Source organism: Exiguobacterium sp. KRL4, from assembly GCF_001870785.1.
In the GTDB taxonomy this organism is placed as follows: Bacteria; Bacillota; Bacilli; order Exiguobacteriales; family Exiguobacteriaceae; genus Exiguobacterium_A.
The window spans coordinates 144,650-170,248 of the sequence record NZ_MOLV01000004.1 but is presented as its reverse complement, the minus strand read 5'-3'; the positions used below and the strand labels follow the sequence as shown (position 1 = coordinate 170,248).

Sequence of the window (25,599 nt, the reverse complement as noted above, 5' to 3'; positions counted from 1 at the left end):
CCCTCGCAGTGTGTTGTCAAGTTTTTTTCTTTACAAGGAAATCGAGGTCAGTCCTCTTCTCGGACTTCGTCAACTGTTTCTTTTTCCTCAAAGACGTCCCCGAATAATCCATAGACAAATTGTTCCGCATCGAACGGTTGTAAGTCATCGATTTTTTCACCGAGACCCACGAATTTCACGGGTAGATCCAATTCATTTTTGATGGCCAGCACGATTCCACCTTTAGCAGTCCCATCCAGCTTCGTCAAAACGATTCCACTGACGTCAGTTGCTTGTTTAAATGCCTTCGCCTGAACCATGGCATTTTGTCCTGTCGTCGCGTCTAATGCCAGTAAGACTTCGTGTGGTGCGCCCGGGATTTCACGTTCAATGACCCGTTTGACTTTTTCCAGTTCATTCATCAAGTTGACTTTGTTTTGGAGGCGACCTGCCGTATCACAAATCAAGACATCGATTTTTCGTGCCTTGGCTGCTTGGACAGCATCATAGATGACAGCCGCCGGATCTGAACCCTCACCTTGCCGGATGACCGGAACACCGGAACGTTCGCCCCAGACCTGAAGTTGATCAATTGCTCCCGCACGGAACGTATCCCCTGCTGCGAGCATGACTGTTTTCCCTTCCTGTTTAAGACGGTTCGCCAGTTTGCCGATCGTTGTCGTTTTTCCGACACCGTTGACACCAACAAATAAAATGACATTTAGCTCATGACTGAGATCAAGTTCCGTCTCTTCCTCTTCGATCAACATGTTAGCGACGACTTCAACGAGCACATCACGGACTTCTTTTGAATCTTTGACGTTTCTTCGTTTGACTTCGATCTTTAATTTTTCCACCAGATCCATCGTCGTCGTGACACCAACATCCGCCTGAATCAAGACTTCTTCCAACTCTTCAAAAAAATCTTCATCCACTTCCCGGAAACGGTACACTAAATCGTTGACCGCACTTGCTAATCCGTCCCGTGTTTTCGTCAGACCTTCGGTGAACTTCGATGTCACATCTTGGGTCGACGTCGTCAGACGGTCTTTTAATTTTTTAAAGAAACTCATTATTTTATCCCCTTTGATTCTACTTCTTCACTTAACGTCCGTCTTGCTTCCTCCAGCTTAACGGATAACACTTCTGAAATGCCGTTTTGTTGCATCGTGACGCCATACAGGACGTCGGCTGATTCCATCGTTCCTTTTCGGTGCGTGATGATGATGAATTGTGTGTCTCGGGCTAACTGGTGCACAAACTCTCCGAACCGGGCGACGTTCGCTTCGTCGAGTGCCGCTTCGACCTCATCGAGGACACAGAATGGGACCGGTCTTGTTTTTAAGATCGCAAATAATAAGGCAATCGCCGTCAACGCCCGTTCGCCTCCTGATAACAGAGACAAGTTCTGCAACTTCTTCCCGGGTGGTTTCGCCACGATGTCAATCCCACTCGTCAGTAAATCTGTTGGGTCGACTAAGATCAAATCTGCTTCTCCACCACCAAACAGTTCCCGGAACGTTTCGCGGAAATGTTCGCGTACGCCCGTGTAGGTCTGTTTGAACAGACGAATCACTTCCCGGTCCATCTCGTCGATGACGGCATAGAGATCCGTTTTTGCACTGACAAGATCGTCACGTTGCGTCGACAAGAACGTAAAGCGTTGGTCGACTTCCGCAAACTCTTCAATCGCCCCTAGATTGACGATCCCGATTTCTTCGAGTTGCCGTTTGAGCAAATGTAGTTCTTCCTTTGCTTCTTCAAACGGAATCGTCAACGGTTCCATCAAGTCGACGACTAAGCCCATCTCCTCGAGCAGCTCGTGACGGGTCTCAAGACGCGTACTGAGTCGTCCTTGGGCCAGGCGGGCCTGATCGAGGCGTTGTGTCGTCACCTGTTGATCTTCCTTGAGCTTGGCTTCTTGTATCCGAAGTAATCGTAACGCTTCCGTCGCCTGTTGAATTTGTTTCGTCACGGTCGTCAGTTTTTCTTCGACCGTCACCTGTTCGTGTTGCATCTGTACCTGTTCCGCATGTAAGGCATCGATTTTCGCTTCGTCGAATCCTTCTGAGACATGTTTCAAGTCACGTCGTTTATGACTACGCTCTAATTTGGCATGATTTAACGTCTCTTGCATCCGTTCAACTTCACGGCTCGCTTGTTCTTTCGTCATGCTGACCGTACGTTCCTCTAACAAAGCTTCAGCCTGTTGTTGTTTTAATTCTTCCACCGCCACCGCGCCACGCGATTGGGCTTCTTTTAGTTGATCGATCGTTTGCCGGAGCTCTGCTTGACGTTTCGTCAAACGTTCGATGTCCGATTCGGACACCTTGATGATCTTTTTCGCTTCCGTCGCTTGCTCGACGAGACGATGGAGCTGACCATCGTGCACCGACAATTCTGAATCGGTGACCGCTAAACTCCGTTTAGCATCTGTGAAAGCCTCGCGGACGATGTCTAATTCCGTTTGGACGGCTTGGATCTCACGCACGGTATCAGCAAGCGTCTGGACCGACTCTTTCAGTGTGGATGTCAGATCGTCCCGGCGGCGTTCTTGTTCTTTAATGACGGCCTGTCCCTGTTTTAATCCAGTTTGCAGTTCTTCTAATTCACGTGATTGGCTAAACAACGGAGTCCCTTTTTTCCGACTCCCACCCGTCATCGATCCACCGACGTTTACGACGTCGCCGTCTAATGTCACGATTCGGTAACGATGACCCGTCGCACGCGCAATCCCGTTCGCTTGTTCCAGTGTCTCGACGACTACCGTCGTTCCTAACAAGTTCTGTTTCAAGTGGATAAATTCTTCCCGTGTCGTCACAAGGTCACTTGCGATGCCTAAATACCCTGACATCGAGGATAAATTCGTCTGAACGGATGGACTCAGTTCACGACGTTGAATCGACCCAAGTGGCATGAACGTTGCCCGTCCGGCGTTGAGACGACGTAATTCTTGAATCAATTTCCGTCCCGTTGCATCCGTATCGACCACGACATTTTGCATCGCGCCACCTAATGCCGTCTCAATCGCCGCTTCATATCGTGCTGGTACGGTAATTAGCTCTGCGACGGCCCCGTGAATACCCGGTATTCGATCCCGTTGTTTCAATACCATTTTAACGGCCCCGAAATAGCCGCTGTAATCGGCTTTGACCGACTCTAAAAATTCAATGCGGTCTTCTGTTTTATCTCGGCGTCGATATAAGTCGATGATCGACTGTTCCATTTGACCAATCGTTTCTTGTTGCTGACGGTGTGTCGTCTGCAGGACCTGTTCTTCTTGACGCAGTGTATCTAGACGATGTCGTAATTGTTCGACTTGGTCTGCTAACCGTAACGTTTCAGCTTCATAGGTCGAGCGTGCTGTTTGTTTCGTCCCTACATTCGCCGAAAAACTTGTTTGTTGTTCTTCCGCCTGAAGAAGGTCTTGTTTCGCTCGTTGATACGCATTTGTGGTCGCAGCCAACTGGCTTGCCACTTCAAACGCTTCTGAGCGTAACGACTCAGCTTCTTTTTCGAAATCACGATCAGAGTACAATAAAGCTGCATCTGCTGCTTCTCGTCTTTTGACAGCCGCGAGATACGATTGATCCGTCTCCTGCTGCTGACGAATCGCGACTTGCACTTCCTGTTCAATCCGTTCGACACGTTGGTCAGCTTGTGCCACTTCTTGTTCGAGACGTCGTTTCATCTCGGTCCCGTGTTTTTCTCGTTCCTTCGCAAGATTCAACGCCCCTTGAATTTCGACGAGTTGCGTTGACACGTGGCGTAACCGTTCTTGCATCTCCGTCTCGAGTCGACGAACTGCTTCAAGATTCGTTTCCTGTGTTTCCCGCGTTGCAACGGTCGCCTGGTAGCGTTCCTGCTCTGTCATCAATTGTTGCTGACACGATTCGATTTCTCGTGTCACATCCGTGATTTGTGTCGTATACTGTTCAATCTCGGTTGCGAGAATTCCGCGCTCAAGAACATCAAAACGTTCACGTGCGTTCAAAAACTCTTTTGCTAAGGCGGCTTGTTCCCGTAATGGTTCGATTCGACCACCTAGTTCAAACAAGATATCGTCGACACGCGACAGATTGGTTTCTGTATCCGTCAGTTTCCGTTCCGCTTGTTTTTTTCGATGGCGGTACTTGAGAACACCCGCCGCCTCTTCGATGACCGAACGACGTTCTTCCGGTTTTCCGGAAATCACTTGTTCGACCCGCCCTTGTCCGATGATCGCAAAGGCATCACGCGACAGACCGGTATCCATGAATAAGTCGAGAACATCTTTGAGGCGACACGGTTTTTTATTTAGGAAATAGTCACTATCCCCATTTCGACTGACACGCCGCGTTACATTGATCTCCTGATAAGGCAATGCGACCGTCCCTGACTCGTTGTCGAGAACGAGCGTCACTTCGGCAAATTGTTTCCGATGTTCCGATACACTTCCGGCAAAGATGATATCTTCCATCTTCGCTCCACGTAATGATTTAGCTGATTGCTCACCGAGCACCCAGCGCACTGCATCCGATATATTCGACTTTCCGCTACCATTTGGTCCGACGACAGCCGTGACTCCTGGAAGGAAGTCGAGCTCCGTCCGACTTGCAAATGACTTGAAGCCGTTGATTTCAATTCGTTTTAAGTACATCTTGACCACCCATATGTTTAAATTTCTTTTAATTTTCTTTTAGTTTACCATAGCCGAAAGGTCTACAAAATGGTAGCTTTTATGGTAACGTTAAGTATAAAGAGATGAAGAGGAGATTTTAACGACATGACGATTGAACAAATGATTGAGGCAATTTTGGATAAATTGAATATTATCAACAAAGGGGTCATCAAGGCTGAACAGTTTGACGGTACGAAAAATGACGACTTAAAAGAGATTTATGACTTCGTCATGATGCGGGAATCGTTGTCACTTGCAGAAGTCGATGCGATTGTCGACGAATTAAAATCTTTGAAAACCGTCTGAAGGCGACACAAGAAAAGGCATTCCATGTCAAAATGGATGCCTTTTTTTGTTTACAGACTATTTTTTAACACAAGCAACGCCTGTTTGGCAGCTTGTTGTTCTGCTTCTTTTTTTGAACGACCTGTCCCGATTCCTTCTAACTTGTCGGACACATGGACCCGTGAAATAAATTCGCGACTATGAGCCGGACCACGTTCTTCGATGATTTCATATTCAATCTGTCCAAGGCCGACCCGTTGGATGGCTTCTTGGAGCTGGCTTTTAAAATCAGTTTGTTCTTCAAAAAAACCAGATGCCACTTTCGGAAAAACCGCTTCGGCGAGGAATCGTTCTGCTGCATCGATTCCTTGGTCCAGATACAAGGCACCGATGAAGGCTTCGAACACATCCGCAAGTAATGCCGGACGATTTCTACCACCTGTCAGTTCCTCTCCTTTACCAAGTAGAATCATTTCAGAAAATTGATAATGATTCGCGAACTGGACGAGTGACGGCTCACAGACGATTGCCGCACGCAGCTTTGTTAATTCCCCCTCGGAACGTTCCGGATAGTGTTGAAACAGATATCTCGAGACTGTCAGTTCTAACACCGCATCCCCTAAAAATTCGAGACGCTCATTGTCACCGTCTGATTCTCGTTGCTCATTGACAAACGACGAGTGGGTGAAAGCCTGTTTTAACAGATCGACATTTGAAAAATGAATGTCCAACCGTGTTTGTAAGTCGTCAAACTTTTGCTCGATTTGAGCTAATGCCCGTGAGTCTTTTCGCCGTTTTACATAAGGTCCTTTACGGACACGACGTCCTTTTGGATTCGTCATAATGCCTCCTAAACAGCTAAATCCCACCGCAAATACCACGGTGGGTCTAGCCTGATGATTTAGACTTGTGTTTCGATGTAGCTTACGACATCGCCAACCGTCTTCAAGTTTTCTGCTTGGTCATCTTCGATTGTGATTTCGAACTTGTCTTCGAGATCCATGACGAGTTCCATCACTTCAAGTGAATCGGCACCAAGATCGTCTTTAAACGATTTGTCGAGTGTGATTTCACTTTGTTCTTTCCCTAATTTTTCTGCAATTGCTTCTTGTACGTCTACTAAAATTTGTTCTTTTGTCATTTGAAAATCCCTCCATGAGTTGAGTATATAAGATGATTGCCGATTTGGCAAAGTACTACCACAGTTATAAATTACATCGTCATGCCGCCATCAACCGCCAAGGTTTGGCCAGTGATGTAACGGGCGTTGTCTGAAGCAATGAAGCTGACTAAGGAAGCGATATCTTCCGTCTGCCCAAATCGTTTTAACGGGATTTGAACAAGCGTTTGATTCCGTTGTTCCTCGGTCAATTCGTCCGTCATATCCGTTTCGATGAAACCCGGGCAAATCGCGTTTGCCGTGACCCCTTTACTTGCCAGCTCACGTGCCACTGACTTCGTAAAACCGATCAGTCCCGCTTTGGCCGCGACATAATTGGCTTGACCAGGATTACCCGTGATGCCCACAACCGATGCGATGTTGATGATCCGGCCACTCGATTTTAGAAGTGGACGTGTCGCCGCTTGTGTGACAAGAAACGCACCTTTTAAGTTCGTGTTCAAGACGGCATCAAAGTCCGCTTCTTTCATCCGCATCAATAAACCGTCTCGTGTGATGCCGGCATTATTGACGACACAGTCGAGCTGTCCATACGTATCGAGCGTCGTCTTCAGCAATCCTTTGACTTGCTCTGCATCGGCGACGTCCGCCTGGATCGCGATGGCCTCACCGCCTGAAGTGACGATTGCCGATACGACTTCTTCTGCTTTTTGCGTATTTCCGGCATAGTTGATTACGACTCGGAAACCATCCGCCGCCAGACGTTTTGCAATCGCAGCGCCGATTCCGCGTGATGCACCTGTTACGAGGGCTACCTTATTCAACGAATCGCCTCCGCTTCTAGTTGCTCAAGCGTCGTGATGCTGACAATCTTGACATCTTTTTTGATTCGTTTGACGAGTCCACTAAGTGGTGAAGACGGACCAAATTCGATGAATGTATCCGCACCTTCTGCAATCAGCTTTTCAACGCATGCCTCAAAACGAACTGGCGAATACAATTGTTGGACGAGTAGACGAATGAGTTCCTCCGGCTGATCGTGGAAATCGTTATCGACATTCGAGATAAACTTCGTTTTTGCTGCTTGGAAAGGCGAAGATACCAGGATGTCTTCAAAACGAGATGCGAACGGTGTCATCAATGAAGAATGGAACGCACCGGATACATCAAGTGGCAAGACACGTTTCGCACCGAGTTCTTTTAATTTCGCTGTCGCTGTCTCAACGGCTGCGACTTGTCCTGAAATCACGAATTGTCCCGGACAGTTGTAATTGGCGATTTGTACGATTTCTCCTGTCGCTGCAATTGATTCAATTGCATGATGGGCTGCTTCAACATCATCCAAGCCGATGACAGCTGCCATCGTTCCGCCTTTGACTTGATTCATCAAGTTCCCGCGTTCCCGAACAAGGTAAACCGCTTCACTCGCTGTCAAAACGGACGCCGCAACAAGTGCACTGTACTCTCCGACACTATGTCCGAGTACGAAGTCTGGCCGATGACCAAGTGCCGCATAACGGTTCGCAAGTAATGTGCTATGTGCGACGATCGCAGGTTGTGCGATTTCCGTCGATTTCAAGTCGTCTTTTGTCCCCGTCGTCAGTAAATCCGTCAAATCAAGACCGATACGTGTACCAAGATCCATTAATGCTTGACGTGTCTCGTCCTGTTGAACGAGTGTTTGTCCCATTCCTGGCATTTGTGAGCCTTGACCAGGGAACATCCAAACCGTTTTACCCATCCGTCTCACCCCTTTAGATTTCTTTTGTCGTCTTTGCCTCGATGATTTTTGAGACCACTTGTTGCTCGACCATCTGTTCTGCTTGTGCCAACGCACGACTGAATGCATAGGCGTTACTTGATCCGTGTGCTTTAATCACAGGCGCAGCAATTCCGAACAATCCGGCTCCGCCGTATTCTTCGTAGGCGAGGAGTTGTTTCATCTTCTTTAACTTTGGCTTTAAAATGAACGCGGCAATTTTTGAACTGAGTGAACTCATGAACTGTTCCTTCATCATACCCATGATCATGCTAGCAGCCCCTTCTGTACTTTTCAAAAGGGTGTTTCCAGCAAAACCCTCTGTCACGATGACATCCACATCCCCACTCATCGCGTCTCGTGCTTCGACGTTTCCTACAAAATGAATCGGTGCTGTCTCAAGTAATGGATAGGCCTCTTTCGTCAACGCATTCCCTTTTCCGGCTTCTGAGCCGATATTCAGCAATCCGACTTTCGGTCGATCGATTCCTCTTACTTGTTCTGCGTAGACAGAACCCATGATTGCGTAATCGAGCAAATGTTCTGCTTTCGCATCCGGATTGGCACCGACATCTAAGATGACGACACCTTTTCCGTTTCGTGTCGGGAACGTCGGCGCAAGTGCCGGACGGTCAATCCCTTCGATCCGACCAATCACAAACAATCCGGCTGTCATGAGTGCTCCCGTATTGCCTGCTGAAATCAAGGCATCTGCCTCTTTTGATTTCACCAGGTTTGCAGCCACTACGAGGGAGCTGTCTTTTTTTCGCCGGATGGCACGGACCGGTTCGTCTTCTCCGGTAATGACGGAGGGGGCATGAACAATCGTCACCCGTGGATCTTTAATGTCATATGAACGCAATTTCAACTCATCTCCGACTAACCGGATCTCGAGTTGTTGTTTGGGGCGTTCTGCTAAAAATTGAACGACTCCTTCTACGATGGCGCGGGGAGCATGGTCGCCCCCCATCGCGTCTACTGCTAAAATCATCTGGACTCCTCCTTACTGCTCCGATACACGGTGAATTCACCGATGAACACACACTCATCGCCAACAAAACTTTCGACGCTGATGTCGGACCGCCCATCTTGACGATGAGAACTGACGAAGGCTTTCGCCACGACACGTTCTCCCACGTGAACGGACCGGGTGAACTGGACATTGGCTTTTGTCGTCAATGCCAGTTCATCGTCAATCAACGCGATCGCAAGTGAATTGGCTTGCGCAAATAAAATATGTCCTCGCGCAATGGCATTTCGGCTAAACGCATGTTCCGGTAGAATTTCTAAGATCGAAATCGCCGATGTATCGAGTTTCAGGTCAATCATATCACCAATGACTTCATTTTCAGTTAACGTACGCACATCATCCAGTCGTTCTGTCGCAACATGTTTAATCCGTTCGCGTAATTCTGGAATCTTCATCTCCATCCGATCCAATCGGATCGTTTGGATGCTGACGTTGAAACGTGTTGCTAACGCTTCATCGGTGATGAACGGATTTTGTTCAATTGTATGCTGTAGTTCAGTTTGTCGTTCTTTTTTAGGTACCCGCATGTACGTTCCTCCCACAAGAAGGATGACTACCATTATTACCTGGTACTAATAGTAGTATATATCCCTTGTTGTTCACTTTCAAGTATTATTCCATTCTTTCTCCGTCAAGCAAACCTTGTTGCTCGATGTACCGTCTTAAGACGGCATACTCGGGATGTTGCCAAAAGGCATCCGATCGGAGCAAACGGACGGCATCATTTCGAGCCGTTTCCATGACTTGAATATCAAGTGCTGGATCGGTCAAAATAAACCGTGGCAATCCACTTTGTTCTGTTCCAAAAAAATTACCGGCACCCCGTAACTCTAAATCTTTTTCCGCTAACTTAAAGCCGTCATTCGTTTCCGTCATCGTTTTGATCCGTTCTTTCCCCGTTTCCGAGGAAGGATCCGCAATCAAGATACAAAAAGATTGAGCGTCACCGCGACCGACACGGCCACGCAACTGATGCAGTTGAGCTAAACCAAACCGTTCCGCATCATAAATGACGATGATTGAGGCATTCGGAACATTGACCCCCACTTCGACAACCGTCGTCGAGACGAGAAGTTGAACGTGATTGTCTTTAAACGCCTGCATGACGTCGTCTTTTTCCGACGAACTGAGGCGTCCATGCATCAGACCGACCCGATGCGTCGAAAAACGTTCGGTTAACAGATGATGCAGTTCAATCGCATTTTGTACATCAAGCGACTCAGATTCCTCAATCAATGGCGTGATGATGTAAGCTTGATGACCGAGCAGCAATTCTTTTTCGACAAACCCAAACACACGATCGATTTGTTCCGGTTTAGCCCAATACGTCTCGATTTCTTTTCTTCCTGCTGGCATCTCGTCAATGATTGAAACATCCATATCGCCGAACACGGAAATCGCTAGCGTCCGTGGAATCGGTGTTGCCGTCATGTAAAGAACATCCGCTTGATCGGCTTTCGCCCGAAGTCGCTTCCGTTGTTCGACTCCAAAACGATGTTGTTCATCCGTGATGACAAGATGGAGATCTTGAAAGACGACGGTATCTTGAATCAAGGCATGTGTCCCGACCAGGACATCGATTTCTCCTTGTCGCAAAGCTTCTAGCAACAACAGACGATTTTTCCCTTTGACCGAACTTGTCAACAATCCAACCTTGATTCCGAGCGGTTCCAGTAAGGGCGCTAAAGATGAGGCATGTTGCTCCGCTAGAATTTCTGTCGGTACCATCAAGGCTCCTTGTTTATTCGCACGGACCGTCGCAAATAAGGCGATCGCGGCGACAACCGTCTTCCCACTCCCGACGTCCCCTTGGAGCAGACGATTCATTCGTTCTGACCGGTGCATATCCGCTAGTATTTCCTCCGTGACACGTTGTTGGGCACCGGTTAACGGAAACGGCAGCCGTTTGACGAACTGGTCAATCTCTTGTTGAAAAAGCGGTAAGGCGATGCCTTGTCCTTTTCGTTTCCCTAGGCGAAGTGTCTGTAACTTCAGTTGAAAATAAAGACATTCTTCATAGACATAACTCCGCCGGGCCGTCGTGAGATCCTGACGGGTCACCGGAAAATGCAGTCGTCTCAGCATCGTCATCCGGTCCAGTAACCGGTATGTAGTCCGAATCGGATCCGGAACCCGTTCTTCCAGGGATACACTTTCCGCAAAGACCAATTCGACGACGCGGCGAAACGTCTTCATCCGCATGTCGCCTTTCAACGAATAGACAGGCGTCAATTCGCCTTCAATTGCCCCGAATTGGAGTTCCGTCGCGGAAATCGTCATCCGGTGTAAATCCCATTTCCCGCTGACCGTCACTTCTTCTCCCAGTTTCAATTGTTCCTTGTAAAAGGCACGATTAAACATCGTCACCGTGACGCTGTACCGTTCTTCAACTAGCAACCGGAACGTCAAGCGGTTTTTCCCTTTTCCATAGTAACGAACGAGCGCTTCTGATTGTACTTGTCCGGTAAATTTGACTTTGTCTTCATGAATCGCTTCCGTCAAACTGCCGGTCACAAAATCATCATAACGAAAGGGGACGTGCTCGAGCACGTCCGCAATCGTCAGGATATCCATTTCTTCTAGTTTCCGGGCTAAGTCACGCCCGACCCCTTTTAATTCCGTTACCTTACTTAATGGATTCATTCGATAACTCTCCAAAAATCTTCGATTCGAGCCAACGTCCGGTCGGTGTATTCGCGAGTCCACCTTTTGCCGTCTCACGTAACGCTGACGGCATCATTTGTCCAATCTCATACATCGCTCCGATTACTTCGTCACAAGGAATCCGTGACGTAATTCCGGCTAACGCCATGTCAGCAGCAACAAGGGCGTTTGCGCCTCCCATCGCATTCCGTTTCACACACGGTACTTCAACAAGTCCTGCCACTGGGTCGCAGACGAGTCCGAGCATGTTTTTTAGAGCGATTGCAAAGGCGTGAGCCGATTGATCCGGTGTCCCGCCTGCCATTTCAACGATCGCAGCAGCAGCCATCGCCGTTGCCGAACCGACCTCCGCCTGACATCCTCCGGCAGCACCGGAAATCGAGGCATTGTTGGCAACCACGAATCCAAACGCTCCGGATGTGAATAAAAAGCGTAACATCTGTTCTCGACTTGGATTCAAACGTTCTCTCACCGCAAACAACGTCCCGGGGACAACACCGGCGCTACCGGCTGTTGGGGTCGCACAAATTTTCCCCATCGCCGCGTTGACTTCATTTGTTCCGATCGCTTTACTGACCGCATCCAGCAATAAATCACCGGACAATCCTTTGCCACTCGCCCGATACCGTTGTAGCAACACGGCGTCGCCACCCGTCAGACCGGTAACGGATTCGACACCGTCCCCTGTCAGCGAACGTTCGACTGCCGCTTCCATCACTTCAAGATTCCGTTCCATCATGCCGAGGACTTCATCTCGCTCGAGGTGCCGAACAGTCATTTCCTGTTCAATCATGATTTCTGAAATCGGTACATTTTTTTCAGTCGCCAGTGCGACGAGTTCTTTTACGGATTTAAACATCTCTTCACTCTCCCATCATGACAGAACGCTCGACTTGTGGTAACCGGTTGATTTCTTCGAGTACAGCAGTTGGCATCCGGTCATCGATTTCGATTGCCATTAATGCCTGTTTCCCTTTTTCATGACGCGATACTTCCATGTGTCCGATATTGATTTCATAATCGGCCAAAATGCTAGTCACGGCTGCGATTGCTCCAAAACGGTCATGATGCAACACAATCAAGGCAGGTCCACCACCGGATAGGCGTAACGGTACTCCGTTCAGTTCGGTAATCTCAATCGTTCCCCCGCCGATTGAAATACCAACCAGTTCAAACTCTGCCTGTCCATCCGTCAGATGAACACGTGCCGTATTCGGGTGATCCGTCAACGCTTCACTCGTCTCAAAATGAATCCGGATCCCTTTTTGTTCCGCAATCTTGATCGATTCCGGAATCCGGTCGTCAAACGTATCGTATCCTAATACCCCTCCGATAATCGCGACGTCCGTTCCGTGTCCCCGATACGTATCCGCAAATGATCCATAAAATGTAATCGTAATATCTGTTGGTAACTCCCCAAATAATTTCCCAGCCATCAGGCCAATTCGTGCTGCCCCTGCCGTATGCGAACTGGATGGTCCGACCATGATTGGACCGATGATATCAAATACACTCCGGTACTTCATCTTATTTCCCCCTCTCTTTTAAAAACAAAAATCCCACCTCTATTATCGCAGATGGTGGGATGTGTGAAAAGGTACGTTCACGTTTTATATTATTCGACGCTTAAAATATAAGAATAAAGTGGTTGTTTCCCGTCATGGACTTCTACTTCCGCTTCTGGATTAACCGATTCGATATACGCAACGAGTTCGTCGACTTCCGTTTGCGTTACCCCTTCGCCAAACAACACGGTAATGATCTCATCGTCTTCTGTGACGAGGGTATCAACCAATTTTTTGACGGCTCCAAGGCTCGAATGATCCGTTGCGATGATTTGTTTTTCCGCAATCGCCATATGATCATCTTTTTTAATCTCAATGCCGTCGATGCTCGTGTCGCGAACTGCATACGTCACTTGACCTGACTTGACTGCGGCGATCGCATCCATCATATGACGTTCGTTTTCTTCGACCGTCGCTTCCGGATTGTAGACGATCGTTGCCGCCAATCCTTGAGGAACCGTCTTCGATTTGACGACCGTCACACCACAAGACGCAACCGATGCTGCTTGTTCTGCCGCCATGATGATGTTTGAGTTGTTGGGATAGACATAGACGTGCTCCGCATGTGCATCTTCAATCGCTTTGACGATATCTTCCGTTGACGGATTCATCGTCTGTCCACCTTCGATGACGACACTGACACCAAGTGATTTAAAGAGTTCGCTGATGCCTTCGCCCATCGCTACCGTGACGAGTGCCGACTGGGCTTTTGCTTTCGTAGCGACTGGTGCTGCCACTTGATTGACACCCTCTTCTTCGAGGATCGTCGAATGCTGTTGACGCATGTTTTCGATCTTGACGGCAACCAGTTCACCAAACCGTTGTCCTTTTGTGATGACTTCGCCTGGCGTTTCGACGTGGACATGGACTTTCAACAATTCTTCGTCTGCAACGACCAACAAGGAATCGCCGAATTCTGCTAACTCATTTCGGAACGCTTCTTCGCTGAACGGTGTGTTTGCCAATTTATCGTCTTGGAATCGCACCATGATTTCTGTGCAGTAACCGTAATGGATTTCTTCCGTCGACATGAAGCTTTGAGCCGATTTATGATGCTCTGCTTCGACGAGGGCTTCCATGACCGGTGCATGGGGTTTCTCTAACTCTTTGCCTTCGAGTGTCGCGAGGAACCCTTCATAGATACAGACCAGTCCTTGACCACCTGAATCGACGACGCCGACTTCTTTAAGTACAGGTAATAAATCTGGTGTGCCTTCGAGTGATACTTTTGATGATTCGACGATACCACGCATCAATTCAAGGAGATCCGTTGTCGTCTCGGACTGAGCGATTGCCGCAACAGCTGTCTCACGGGCAACAGTCAAGATTGTTCCTTCGACCGGCTTCATGACCGCTTTATACGCTGTATCGACACCTTTTTGTAACGCGTCTGCAAATTCCTTTGTGTTGATCGCATCTTTTCCTTCGATCGACTTCGAGAAACCACGGAACAATTGACTTAAGATGACACCGGAGTTCCCACGTGCTCCCATTAAAAGACCACGTGCAAAAACCGTGGCGACTTCAGAGACAGAGTCTGTTGTTGTTTTTGATGCTTCTTTTGAACCGGATGTCATCGTCAAGTTCATGTTTGTTCCCGTGTCACCATCTGGGACCGGGAAAACGTTCAGCGAATCGACGAAATCCGCATTTTGATAGAGATTCGCTGCGCCATTCTGGATCATCTTGACCAGTTGCGCTCCTGTTAAACGATCTACGCTCACTAAAGTTTCCTCCTCTATTCCCGCTTTAGACATTCGTCAAGCGGACTCCTTGAACAAAAATATTGACAGATGTTACTTCTAAACCAAGTGCCTGGCTGAGTGAATACTTCACACGGCTTTGGACATTGTTTGCGACTTCTGAAATTTTTGTCCCATAACTCACGATGATATGCATATCGATATGAACTTGCTCAGAAGCTTGTCGTACGATGACGCCACGTGCAAAGTTTTCTCGTTTGAGCAATTCAGCAAGTCCGTCCTTAATTTGAGATTGGGATGCCATACCAACGACACCAAAACATTCCATTGCTGCTCCGCCCGCAAGTTGCGCGACGACATCATTGTCTACATCAATTTTTCCATAGGTCGTTTTCATCTCGATCGCCACCTGTGTAGCCCCCTTTATTAATCTGTTCTTCTAATAATTCTACTATAAGGACCTACTATTGAAAAGTCGCCGTACTGACTATACAATGAATATGTGAAAAATAGTAGCGGTCAAATGAACTTTTACCATCATCCTCATTCATTATTTTAAATTTTGAGGTTGTCTGTCAAGTTTTTTTCTTGTCAGCTACTTTTTTTATGTTGCAACCGTCTTAACAGCATGCTAAGATAGCAAAGTGTCTATTAGGACGAACGCAAAACAACATAAAAGGAGGCGGAACACATGGCACGTAAATGCTACGTTACTGGGAAATCGCCGAAGTCGGGAAACAACCGTTCACACGCATTGAACAAAACGAAACGCACTTGGGGAATCAACGTACAAAAAGTACGTATCCTCGTTGACGGTAAACCTAAAAAGGTTTGGGTTTCAGCTCGAGCGCTCAAATCAGGTAAAGTCGAACGCGTATAAGGCGCAGTAACCGGATGGGAATCTTCCCTTCCGGTTCTTTTTTTGGTCTTTTTTTATTTTTCTCATAAACTAATTGTCGGAACATTTGAAAACGCTTACAATAAATGAGCAGTTATTTTTTTCAAGGGGGAAGGGTCAACATGCAGTTAAAAAGAGAAATGACAAGCCGGCATCTCTTCATGATTTCGCTCGGAGGAATCATCGGAACAGGATTGTTCCTCGGTTCTGGATTGACAATTTCGCAAGCTGGACCGCTCGGGGCGGTTCTCAGTTACATCGTGGGTGGGACCATCATGTATCTGACGATGTTATGTTTAGGGGAAATGGCCGTCCATATGCCGGTCTCGGGCTCGTTCCAGACGTATACGACCCGGTTCATCGGTCCGGGGATTGGTTTTGCCGTCGGTTGGATCTACTGGCTCGGTTGGGCCGTGACGGTGGCGCTTGAAATTACAGCCGCCGGTAGTTTGATGGGACGTTGGTTCCCGGACACACCAATCGTTATCTGGTGCGCCCTTTTCACTATTATCTTATTTGGTCTCAATGCGGTCTCGGCAAAAGCGTTCGGGGAAGCAGAATTTTGGTTCTCGAGCCTGAAAGTCCTCGCCATTCTCTTTTTCATCGCGCTTGGGGGAGCCGCTTGGTTTGGTTGGATCGATATGACCGCAGCACGTCCAGAAACCTTATTTGCGAACTTTACGGCAAACGGTTGGTTCCCGAACGGCGTGCTTGGCGTGTTGACGACGATGATTGCCGTCAATTTTGCCTTTCAAGGGACTGAATTGATTGGTGTCGCTGCCGGTGAATCGAGTGATCCCGAAAAATCGATTCCAAAAGCCATTCGCAATACGGTCTGGCGAACGTTCATCTTTTTTGTCCTCTCGATTACGATCATCGGTGCCTTGATTCCGTATGAAACCGCAAGTGGGATCAGCAGTCCTTTCATCATGGTCTTTGATGCCATCGGAATCCCGTATGCAGCAGATTTGATGAATATCGTCGTCTTGACTGCCTTACTATCCGTCGGAAACTCTGGTCTGTATGCAGCGACCCGGATGTTATGGTCGATGTCACAAGAAGGGATGATTTCGAAAAAACTTGCAATCGTCAATTCACGTGGCGTTCCGATGCGGGCGTTATGTTTTACGATGCTATTTGCCATGTTATCGCTCCTGACCGCCTTTTTCGCCGAAGATACCGTCTTCATCTGGTTACTTTCACTCGCAGGGCTCGGGGCACAGGTCGGTTGGATTTCGATTTCTGCCTCACAAATCGCTTTCCGCCGTCAGTTCATTAAAAACGGACATTCTGTCAGTGAATTGAAATTCAAGACCCCGTTCTTCCCGGTCTTACCGATTATCTCGTTTTCTTTGAACATGCTTGTTTTGATCAGCTTGGCATTCCAAGCCGATCAACGGATTGCGCTTTATATAGGTGTTCCCTTTTTCCTTTTGACATGGGGTTCTTACCATCTATTCGTCAAAGGAAAACACATTGCGGCTCAAACAGAACGTCAAGCAGCCAGTTCGACTTTAGAGCCTTAAAAAAACGTGATCGGCTTCAGGATAATCCTGAGCCGATCACGTTTTTTAGTGGTCCGACAAACTACGTAAAACAATCACTTCACCTGCATGAACCGTCACTTCTGCCGGTCCATGATTTGTCCATTCATTGCTGACGGTCAGCGATCCTCCGACCGGCACGTCATGGTTCATCAACGGATACTTGACCCCCTGAAGTGTCAAACGTGTCGGAACAAGCGGAATAAAGGACAGATAGTGATACTGGTCCGACTGGATGGCGTATTGCCCCTGTTGTAAGAAACGGACCTCTTCCCGCTTCGTCACCAGCCGGGCCGATGGAAATTGTTTTAGCAAATAAACGTTTTGGAGCGTCATGTCGAGCCGGCCCCCGGTTGCACCGAAAATTAGCACTTCTGTGACGTCCTCCTGTTCATAAACATACCGTAATGCCAATTCCAAATCCGTCTCATCTTTTTCAGCAGGATGCAAAATAGCTCCTGTCGGTATATGACCAAGTGAATCAAAATCACCGATGGCAAGATCAAAGTCGATGCCTTGATCCACCAAGGTCGCAATACCCCCGTCGACGCCGATGACACGTGTGTTTTCGAATAAGAACGGTTTTAGTAGCGGCACCTCTTCCGACGGACCGGCTGCGACGATGATGATCCGCATCAGACACCTCGGGCAGAGTAGCGGAGAAGTCGTGGTGCTGTCGTAAACAAGAGACCTGCGACGATGCCACACAAGAGATATGAAGGCACCATGTACGTCGCATTATAAATCAGTGAATACGGCACGACAGGACCTTCTGCGTATTCTGCAAAGAATACGATTCCGCTGATGACGTGACACACATACCGTAAGCCCGCACCAAGCAAGGTCGCAATGAGAACAATCGCCATCAAACGTCCATTTTTCCCAGCCGCCGCTGCTTGTTTGACTTGTCGGGCAAACAAGCCGCTCAATCCGACGACACCAAAGGCAATCGTATAATCGAGTAACGGTTGGACGACCGTCAGGATTTGTGGAGCAAACATCAATTGAATGGTCCCGACAAGAGCTCCCGTCACGACACCACCTACAACACCGTGGCGAAACGCCATCACGAAAATCGGTAACATCGCCAAACTGATGGAACCACCTTGAGGCATTTTAAACGGGATCAATAAATCAAAGACAACCCCTAGACTTGCGAAAATTGCAATTTCCATTAACATTTGTAGCCGTTTCATTCTTTTTCCTCCTAAAAATAAAATCGCAGGACGGCAAAAAGGCAGTACGACGGACGCCGTACTGCCTGCGTGCGCCACATCCCTACGTCCGTCTGAACGGAACAGGTTCGAAGGGTTAAAGTCCAATCACTTCTCTCAGCCGCTTGACGCGACACCCCTTGCGGTCATCATTTAATTTTGATTCTGCTCTTATTATACGTGAGCGGCATTCCGAATACCAGTGATTGCTTCTGCATAATCTGGTGCATTGTAGATGGCGGATCCCGCAACAAGGACGTTTGCACCGTTCTCGATACACAGCTTAGCTGTCTCGGCGTTGACTCCACCATCGATTTCAATCTCAAATGATAGATTGTGTTCTGCTTTTAATGCGGCCAGTTGATTTAATTTTTTCATGACACCCGGAATAAATGCTTGACCACCGAAACCTGGATTGACCGTCATCAATAGGACCATATCAACGTCTTCTAACACATGCTCAATCGCTGAAAGGGGCGTGTGTGGATTGAGTACTACCCCCGCCTTGGCACCGGCTGCTTTGATTTGTTGAAGGACACGATGGACATGATTCGTTGCCTCAACATGGAACGTCACGATATCGGCCCCTGCCGCAACAAATGCTTCGACGAAGTTTTCCGGACGATCGATCATTAAATGGACGTCAAGAACCATATCTGTTTTTTGACGAAGACTACTTAAGACCGGTAGACCAAACGAGATATTCGGAACGAACTGTCCGTCCATGACATCGAAGTGGATATAATCCGCTCCGGCCATTTCAACGGCTTTGACGTCCCGCTCTAAGTTTGCAAAATCTGCTGATAAGATTGATGGTGCAATTTTAATCATCTTAATACCTCCGCGTCCGATTCTTGATTTCCTCTACAAACATACCATAATTCGTATACCGGGAGGGCATGATTTCGCCCGCTTCCATGGCGGCCTTGACCGCACACCCTGGTTCATTCAGATGAAGGCAACCTCGATATTTACAGTCATCTTGTAAAGCAACGAACTCCGGGAAACACCAACGTAATTCTTCAAGTTCCATTTCGTGCGGGAAATCAAGATTCGAAAAACCAGGTGTATCGGCGATCAATCCTTCACCAAGTGGAATCAACGTCACGTGGCGCGTCGTATGCCGACCTCGCCCAAGTGATTTTGAGATATGGCTCGTCTCCAGTGCTAATGCCGGTTCTAAGGCATTCAACAATGAACTTTTACCTACGCCGGACTGTCCGGCCAAGACACTGGTCTTATCCTTGAGTAGTGGACGAACGAGTTCGACACCAAGCAATGTCTCGCTTGAAGTCTCGACCACGTGGTACCCAATTTTTCGATACGCAGCAATCGCTTCGTTTACTTCCTGTTCTGTTTTCCCTTGCAATAAATCCATCTTCGTCAAGATGATGATTGGCTGAATGTCCTTCGCCTCAATCAAAACAAGAAAGCGGTCAAGGAGATGTGCAGAAAAATCGGGTTCTGCTGCTGAGACGACCAAAAGTGCTTGATCGATGTTCGCAACCGGTGGTCGGACTAAGAAATTTTGCCGTTCTTTTACTTCCAGAATGTATCCTGTTTCACTTTCGATGTGTAACACGACTTCATCCCCTACAACCGGACTGATGCCCCGTTTTCTGAAATTACCACGTGCCCGTGATCGAATTTCACCTTGAGGTGTCATGACATCATAAAATCCACCTTGTAAACGAATAATCGTCCCATCCCGATTTTCTTCGATTCGACTTTCTGCCATCCTGTGCCCTCCTGTTGGCAGGATTATTTTCCTGCCCATTATTCTTGTGATTTTGCCTGATTGTACGTAATCGTTTTGGAACGATATACTTCGTCGTCTTTATAAATCGTAATCTTTCCTTCGTCACCTGGATCAATCGTCAACGGAACATCAAATGTTTCATCTTGATCAATCGATTCTTCAATGACTGTCCGTTTACCCTTCGCGTCCTCCGTTTCAATCCGGACGACTTGACGAGGAGCAGGCTCCTCTTCTTCACTGATGCCATCATACACCACTTTTTCAGGGAATGTAGCCGTCACCGTTTTTTCTTCTTCGCCACGTGAGATGAAGACGGTCACCGAATCATTGGGCTCCACTTGCGCACCCGCTTGTGGGTACTGTCGAATCACTTGATCCAGCGCGACGTCACTTGAGAATTCTTGTTCAAACGTTCCGTCTAGTCCCGTCTCGTCAAGATAGGCTTTCGCTTCGGCGCTCGACAAGTCTGTCAGATCCTTTAAAACAAACGTCGACGATCCGTTTGAAACCGTGATCGTGATCATCTGTTCTTTGGCAATGACTTCTGTTCCAGCTGAAATCGACTGTCGGATGACGTTCCCACGTTTGATGTCTTCTGACTCTTCTCGTTCGATATCGACTTTCTCAAATCCACTATCCTTAAGTATGGCAATGGCTTTTTTCTCCGTCTCATCTGTCACATCCGGAACTTCAACCGGATCACTTCCTGTCGAAACAACAAGATTGACGGTCGAACCTTTTTTGACGGTTGCTTTCTCGCGTGGAGATTGACTGATGACGAAACCTTCTTCCACCGTATCACTTGAGCGTTCGGTCGACTCGACGAGAAAACCTAGTTTCTCAAGTGTCGTTTCTGCTTCATCCGCATCTTCCCCTGCCACATCCGGAACAACGACTGTCGGATCAGGCCACATCGCAAACGTAGTCGCCGCTCCCCCTACTAATAAAAGAATCAGTAAGACCCACCACCAGCCGCGTTTTTTCTTCTTTTCTGGTTTCGGAGTGACGGTTGCGACTTTCGGGATTGGTGCTGCCTGTGCAGTATCTTCTGTCGGTAAGGAAACCGGGCTGAGTACCATCGTTTGTTCCATTTGATCGTCTCCGCGAATCCCTTCATTTGCTCGTTCGGCAGACATCGCGGTTATCATGTCTTCCTTGAACGCTGCGACTGACTGTTGTCGATCATGCGGGGCCTTCGCCAAGGCTTGCATGATACAGTTCTCGAGTGCTTGTGGGACGGCAGGATTTAGTGCCGTCGGTCGCCGTGCTGTATCTTGAAGGTGCTTCAAGGCGACAGCGACCGGCGAATCGCCTTCGAACGGAACTTGTCCGGTCACGAGTTCATACAGGACAGCTCCTAGCGAATAAATATCTGATTTTTCATCGGCAAATTTTCCTTTTGCCTGTTCTGGTGAAAAGTAATGAACCGATCCTAAGACGGACATCGTATGCGTCAAGGTCGCATTTGACATGGCGACGGCGATTCCGAAATCCGTAACTTTTACGGTCCCATCCGCACGGACAAGCATGTTCTGTGGTTTAATGTCGCGATGGATGATCCGATGCGCATGCGCGTGGTCAATCGCATCACAAATCTGACGAATGATGTCAATCGCTTTTGACACTGGTAAGGCCTGACCTTCACAATAGGTTTTCAGTGTCATCCCGTCGATGTATTCCATCACGATATAATAAATGGCTTCTTCTTCCCCTACATCATACACCGCAACGATATTTGGATGATTTAAACTTGTCGCAGCATGTGCTTCTCGTTCAAATCGCCGAATGAATTGTTCATCGTGTGAAAACTCAGTACGTAAAATTTTGATTGCGACAGTTCGATTCAAGATTTCATCATATGCCTGATAAACGTTTGCCATTCCGCCATTTCCAACTAACCGTTCTATGCGGTAGCGGTCGTTCAATCGATCTCCGTAACGCATATTCAGATCCTCTCTCTTTCTTTAAAACGGATTGCAGCAATCGTAATGTTGTCTGCGCCCCCCCGCTCATTTGCCTCTGATGCTAAACGTTCGACAATTGTCTCGAGCGACTCATCTGCTTTTAGGAGTCGCTGCATCACGTCGTGGGGGACTTCATCCGATAATCCGTCACTACAGACTAAGACGATGTCATAATCTGGTGCGTCTCGGACTTGGATGTCGACATCAACGGATTCATTCGAACCAACCGATCGTGTGATGACATTACGGCGGGGATGATTCTCAAGTTCCGCTTCCGATAATTCGCCTAGCTGTTTCAACATGTTGACATACGAGTGGTCGTCGGTCAGTTGTTTGAGCTGCCCCTCTTCGAGCGCATACACTCGACTGTCTCCGACATGACCAATGACAAGCAGATTATCTGACCAACAGACACAGGCCATCGTCGTCCCGACAATTGATAAGTTCTCGATTTTAGAAAAACGTAGGATTTGCGTATTCGCTTCTTTCACCAATTGTTCAATCCAAGAAGACAGTTCCATCGGTCGGTTCGGCATCTCGGTATAGGCCTCTGCAAAAATCTGTCGGACGATGGCACTCGCCGTCTCACCAGCTGCGTGCCCGCCCATACCATCTGCAACAACTGCCAATCCTTGTTTCGCATCCCCCACCAACAAGACGGTATCTTCATTTTTTGAACGGACCTTTCCGGTCGTCGTCAAATAAGCTAACTCCATACCCGTCCTCCTCTTCGTTTCTGATCATCCATTCTTCAAATCGTTTTTTTGAAGGCAGCGATATAAAAACCATCCGTTCCGAGCGTCGTCGGCAAAAGTTTCAACTCTGCCCGTTCACCAATCAAAGATTGAACCGCTTCCGGCATCCGTGCTTTGAACCCTTCATCAAATTCAAACCCTTGACTGAGGATATATTCCGTCTGTTGTTCGTTTTCGAGCGGATCCATCGTACATGTCGAGTAGACAAACGTTCCACCGGCCTTGACGAGCGGGAGGACGGCTTCAATGATTTGACGCTGAATGACGGGTAACTGTGTCAGATCTTCTGGACGTTTTGTCCATTTGATATCGGGTTTCCGGCGAATGACACCAAGCCCTGAACATGGTGCGTCGACGAGAATGCGATCAAACGATGCCGGTTCGAAACGGCTTCCCGCTTGTCGTGCATCGAGTACTTCTGTCTGAACCGTCTCTAGCTCCAATCGCTTCGCTTGTTTTTCAAGTAATTTCACTTTATGGGGATGAAGGTCAAGTGCGAACAAAGAACCTGTCGTCAACCCTTCCGCAATATGCATGGCCTTTCCGCCTGGTGCGGCGCAACTATCTAATACCCGATCAGACGCTTGCGCACCAACAGCAGAGGCGACAAGCATCGAACTTTCATCTTGAAGTGACAGATACCCCCGCTCCAGTAAGTCTGTTTGTTGGACACTGCCACTGATGATTTCCAGTCCATCTGGTGCCACATGCGCTAGTTTCGCGATGACACCCTGTTCTTCTAATAATTGAATCATCTCTTGTCTGTCTGTCCGTCTTTGATTGACACGAACCGTTACGGGTGCCGGTTCATTGTTCAGACGGCACATCTGCCATGTTTCGTCTTCTCCGAACAATTCAATCCACCGTTCGACGAGCCATGCAGGATGACTGGTCTCGATACTGATTTGCTGTACGGTAGAGGAAATCGTCGAAAAATCAGGTTTTCCTTTTCGCAAGACATTCCGTAAAACACCGTTGACGACTTTCGCGATATGTGGTTTGCCACGAGTCTTGGCAATCTCCACCGCTTCGTTGATGACGGCGTGATCAGGAATCCGGTCAAGATAAAACAGTTGATAGACACTCATCCGAAGCAGCGGACGCAGGAACGGGTCTAATTTTTTTTGAGAAACTAAAAATGGTTCTAAAATATAGTCGAGTGTCAATTCACGGCTGAGCGTGCCATAGACGAGTTCCGTGTATAAACCGACATCGGCTTTGGCGATGGCTCGTTTCTCGAGCATCTGGTGGACGGAAATCGTGGAAAATGCCCCACCTTGTCCGATTTTCAATAACGTTGTGACTGCTGCATCTCTGACGTTCATGCTTGTTCGCCTACTTTCTGTCCGATCGTGAGTGTCTGTCCGACACCTCGCATGAATGTCGTTCCATCCATCCGTTTTTTGCCTGCTGGTTGTAAGTCCGTCAATTTCAGAGCAATCTCTGAACCTGTCGCGATGACCGGCCCGTCTGCTTCAAGCGCAATGATTTCTCCTGGTGTGCCGGTTCCCGGGACTTTTTCTGCAAAATAGACTTTCAGCCGGTCCGTGCCAAGCGTCGTATAGGCACTCGGGAAGGGATTCATGCCCCGAATCTGATTATAGAGGTCTTCCCCTGAACGTGAGAAGTCAAGTCGTTCTCGCTCCCGACTGATGTTCGGAGAAAACGTCACATCTTCTTCTTGCTGCGCTTCCGGTGTCAACGTCCCCGCAATCAACTGCGGTAACGTCTCAATCAACAGTCGGGCACCAGCGGCACTGAGTTTATCAAACATCGTTCCAACCGTATCCCGTTCTTCGATCGGGACAATGATTTTTGACAACATGTCGCCGGCATCGAGACGGTCGACCATATACATGATCGTGACGCCTGTCTCGGTTTCCCCGTCGATGATGGCCTGGTGGATTGGAGCACCACCTCGATACTTCGGAAGTAAGGAGGCATGGACATTAATCGCACCAAATCGTGGCGCTTCAAGAACCACCGTCGGAACGATTTGTCCATAAGCTGCCGTAATGATCAGATCTGGTTTCAAGTCGAGTAAAGCCTGGTAGTCCTCGCGAATTTTAATCGGTTGCAAAACTGGAATGTCATGAGCCAGCGCAACTTCTTTTACAGGAGTCGGTTTGATTTCACGTTTACGCCCGACCGGTTTATCCGGTTGAGAGACGACCCCCACCACATCGTACCCGGCATCGATGACTTCTCGTAACGTATTCGCAGCAAATTCCGGTGTGCCCATGAAGACGACGCGTGGTTTTTCGACGAGCTTATCGGTAAACAAGATTCCGTCTAAATGATCCATCTCATGTTGAATCGCCCGTGCGAAAAAGCCATTTGCCTTAATTTTCACGTTTCGTCCGAGACGGTCTTGCGATTTGACGACGATTTGCTCGAACCGTTCGACGGGACCGAAAATCCCTGGCATGCTGAGACAGCCTTCGTCATCGATTTCTGAACCACTCGCTTCAATGATTTCCGGATTGATCAACTCAACCGGTCCGGTTTCATCATCCGTATGGACGACCGCAACACGAATCGGCTGATTGATTTGCGGTGCTGCAAGTCCTACACCGTCATATTCGTACATCGTGTCAAACATCCGATCAATCATCTTACCTAACTTTTTATCGAACTTCGTGACGCGTTGACATTGTTGACGCAATACGTCATTTGGTACTTCTACAACTTTATACATAC

The 25,599-nt window shown here is 48.1% G+C and carries 24 protein-coding genes and 1 riboswitch; of the genes, 3 read left to right on the top strand and 21 right to left on the bottom strand.

The annotated features are described in order from the left end of the window. Nucleotides 1-47 precede the first annotated feature (47 nt). The gene (ftsY, locus tag BLD48_RS03195; protein WP_071498925.1) at nt 48-1,052 is read right to left on the bottom strand and encodes a signal recognition particle-docking protein FtsY; all 1,005 of its coding nucleotides are present in this window, start codon (nt 1,050-1,052) and stop codon (nt 48-50) included. Beyond that, the gene (gene smc / locus BLD48_RS03190) at nt 1,052-4,618 is read right to left on the bottom strand and encodes a chromosome segregation protein SMC (protein ID WP_071498924.1); all 3,567 of its coding nucleotides are present in this window, start codon (nt 4,616-4,618) and stop codon (nt 1,052-1,054) included. Before smc ends, ftsY begins: the two co-directional genes overlap by 1 nt. Before the next feature lie 126 nt (nt 4,619-4,744). Between smc and BLD48_RS03185 the strand changes: the two genes are divergently transcribed. Beyond that, nucleotides 4,745-4,945, top strand: coding sequence for a DUF1128 family protein (locus tag BLD48_RS03185; RefSeq protein WP_014970710.1), 201 nt, complete (start codon nt 4,745-4,747; stop codon nt 4,943-4,945). A gap of 50 nt (nt 4,946-4,995) precedes the next feature. On the opposite strand, the gene rnc is transcribed toward BLD48_RS03185, so the two are convergent. The 11 genes from rnc to BLD48_RS03130 form a co-directional block, all read right to left on the bottom strand. Beyond that, nucleotides 4,996-5,766 (bottom strand): ribonuclease III, encoded by a 771-nt coding sequence (gene rnc, locus BLD48_RS03180; protein WP_034773956.1) that lies wholly within the window; start codon nt 5,764-5,766, stop codon nt 4,996-4,998. Nucleotides 5,767-5,825: 59 nt separating this feature from the next. Continuing rightward, complete coding sequence (gene acpP, locus BLD48_RS03175; RefSeq protein WP_012370777.1) at nt 5,826-6,065, bottom strand: acyl carrier protein; 240 nt, start codon at nt 6,063-6,065, stop codon at nt 5,826-5,828. 71 nt (nt 6,066-6,136) lie between these two features. Continuing rightward, entirely contained in the window at nt 6,137-6,868 is a 732-nt protein-coding gene (gene fabG, locus BLD48_RS03170) for a 3-oxoacyl-[acyl-carrier-protein] reductase (protein ID WP_071498923.1), read from the bottom strand. After that, the gene (gene fabD / locus BLD48_RS03165) at nt 6,865-7,785 is read right to left on the bottom strand and encodes an ACP S-malonyltransferase (protein ID WP_071498922.1); all 921 of its coding nucleotides are present in this window, start codon (nt 7,783-7,785) and stop codon (nt 6,865-6,867) included. The genes fabG and fabD overlap by 4 nt, the downstream gene beginning before the upstream one ends. 13 nt (nt 7,786-7,798) lie before the next feature. Then, nucleotides 7,799-8,794, bottom strand: coding sequence for a phosphate acyltransferase PlsX (plsX, locus tag BLD48_RS03160; RefSeq protein WP_071498921.1), 996 nt, complete (start codon nt 8,792-8,794; stop codon nt 7,799-7,801). Beyond that, a complete protein-coding gene (gene fapR, locus BLD48_RS03155; RefSeq protein ID WP_014970715.1) occupies nt 8,791-9,360 on the bottom strand; it encodes a transcription factor FapR in 570 nt (189 codons plus the stop codon). Before fapR ends, plsX begins: the two co-directional genes overlap by 4 nt. An 85-nt stretch (nt 9,361-9,445) precedes the next feature. Next, nucleotides 9,446-11,476, bottom strand: a complete 2,031-nt coding sequence (recG, locus tag BLD48_RS03150; protein ID WP_071498920.1) for an ATP-dependent DNA helicase RecG — start codon at nt 11,474-11,476, stop codon at nt 9,446-9,448. After that, nucleotides 11,460-12,356, bottom strand: a complete 897-nt coding sequence (sdaAA, locus tag BLD48_RS03145; protein WP_071498919.1) for an L-serine ammonia-lyase, iron-sulfur-dependent, subunit alpha — start codon at nt 12,354-12,356, stop codon at nt 11,460-11,462. The genes recG and sdaAA overlap by 17 nt, the downstream gene beginning before the upstream one ends. A 4-nt stretch (nt 12,357-12,360) precedes the next feature. Beyond that, complete coding sequence (gene sdaAB, locus BLD48_RS03140) at nt 12,361-13,023, bottom strand: L-serine ammonia-lyase, iron-sulfur-dependent subunit beta (RefSeq protein WP_071498918.1); 663 nt, start codon at nt 13,021-13,023, stop codon at nt 12,361-12,363. Between the two features lie 89 nt (nt 13,024-13,112). Beyond that, nucleotides 13,113-14,786: a DAK2 domain-containing protein gene (locus BLD48_RS03135; RefSeq protein ID WP_369825738.1), complete on the bottom strand. Its 1,674-nt coding sequence runs from the start codon at nt 14,784-14,786 to the stop codon at nt 13,113-13,115. Between the two features lie 25 nt (nt 14,787-14,811). Continuing rightward, nucleotides 14,812-15,174 (bottom strand): Asp23/Gls24 family envelope stress response protein, encoded by a 363-nt coding sequence (locus BLD48_RS03130; protein ID WP_014970720.1) that lies wholly within the window; start codon nt 15,172-15,174, stop codon nt 14,812-14,814. A 282-nt stretch (nt 15,175-15,456) separates the two neighbouring features. Between BLD48_RS03130 and rpmB the strand changes: the two genes are divergently transcribed. Both rpmB and BLD48_RS03125 read left to right on the top strand, forming a co-directional pair. Then, the gene (gene rpmB, locus BLD48_RS16030) at nt 15,457-15,645 is read left to right on the top strand and encodes a 50S ribosomal protein L28 (RefSeq protein ID WP_012370787.1); all 189 of its coding nucleotides are present in this window, start codon (nt 15,457-15,459) and stop codon (nt 15,643-15,645) included. 140 nt (nt 15,646-15,785) lie between these two features. Further along, nucleotides 15,786-17,189: an amino acid permease gene (locus BLD48_RS03125; protein ID WP_071498916.1), complete on the top strand. Its 1,404-nt coding sequence runs from the start codon at nt 15,786-15,788 to the stop codon at nt 17,187-17,189. A 45-nt stretch (nt 17,190-17,234) separates the two neighbouring features. Here BLD48_RS03125 and BLD48_RS03120 read toward each other — a convergent pair whose 3' ends face one another. From BLD48_RS03120 to fmt, 8 genes are all read right to left on the bottom strand, one after another. Continuing rightward, nucleotides 17,235-17,843: a thiamine diphosphokinase gene (locus BLD48_RS03120; RefSeq protein ID WP_071498915.1), complete on the bottom strand. Its 609-nt coding sequence runs from the start codon at nt 17,841-17,843 to the stop codon at nt 17,235-17,237. Then, a complete protein-coding gene (gene thiT, locus BLD48_RS03115) occupies nt 17,843-18,403 on the bottom strand; it encodes an energy-coupled thiamine transporter ThiT (RefSeq protein ID WP_071498914.1) in 561 nt (186 codons plus the stop codon). Before thiT ends, BLD48_RS03120 begins: the two co-directional genes overlap by 1 nt. A gap of 62 nt (nt 18,404-18,465) precedes the next feature. Then, nucleotides 18,466-18,572, bottom strand: a riboswitch (TPP riboswitch). Nucleotides 18,573-18,595: 23 nt separating this feature from the next. Continuing rightward, nucleotides 18,596-19,252: a ribulose-phosphate 3-epimerase gene (gene rpe, locus BLD48_RS03110; RefSeq protein ID WP_071498913.1), complete on the bottom strand. Its 657-nt coding sequence runs from the start codon at nt 19,250-19,252 to the stop codon at nt 18,596-18,598. Nucleotide 19,253: 1 nt separating this feature from the next. Next, nucleotides 19,254-20,159 (bottom strand): ribosome small subunit-dependent GTPase A, encoded by a 906-nt coding sequence (gene rsgA, locus BLD48_RS03105; protein ID WP_071498912.1) that lies wholly within the window; start codon nt 20,157-20,159, stop codon nt 19,254-19,256. A gap of 38 nt (nt 20,160-20,197) precedes the next feature. Next, nucleotides 20,198-22,123 carry a Stk1 family PASTA domain-containing Ser/Thr kinase gene (gene pknB, locus BLD48_RS03100; RefSeq protein ID WP_071498911.1) on the bottom strand — a complete coding sequence of 642 codons (1,926 nt, stop codon included), beginning with the start codon at nt 22,121-22,123 and terminating at the stop codon, nt 20,198-20,200. Nucleotides 22,124-22,125: 2 nt separating this feature from the next. Then, nucleotides 22,126-22,860 (bottom strand): Stp1/IreP family PP2C-type Ser/Thr phosphatase, encoded by a 735-nt coding sequence (locus BLD48_RS03095; RefSeq protein ID WP_014970727.1) that lies wholly within the window; start codon nt 22,858-22,860, stop codon nt 22,126-22,128. A 35-nt stretch (nt 22,861-22,895) separates the two neighbouring features. Beyond that, complete coding sequence (rsmB, locus tag BLD48_RS03090) at nt 22,896-24,224, bottom strand: 16S rRNA (cytosine(967)-C(5))-methyltransferase RsmB (protein WP_071498910.1); 1,329 nt, start codon at nt 24,222-24,224, stop codon at nt 22,896-22,898. Then, nucleotides 24,221-25,597: a methionyl-tRNA formyltransferase gene (fmt, locus tag BLD48_RS03085; RefSeq protein WP_083412225.1), complete on the bottom strand. Its 1,377-nt coding sequence runs from the start codon at nt 25,595-25,597 to the stop codon at nt 24,221-24,223. The genes rsmB and fmt overlap by 4 nt, the downstream gene beginning before the upstream one ends. Nucleotides 25,598-25,599 lie beyond the last annotated feature (2 nt).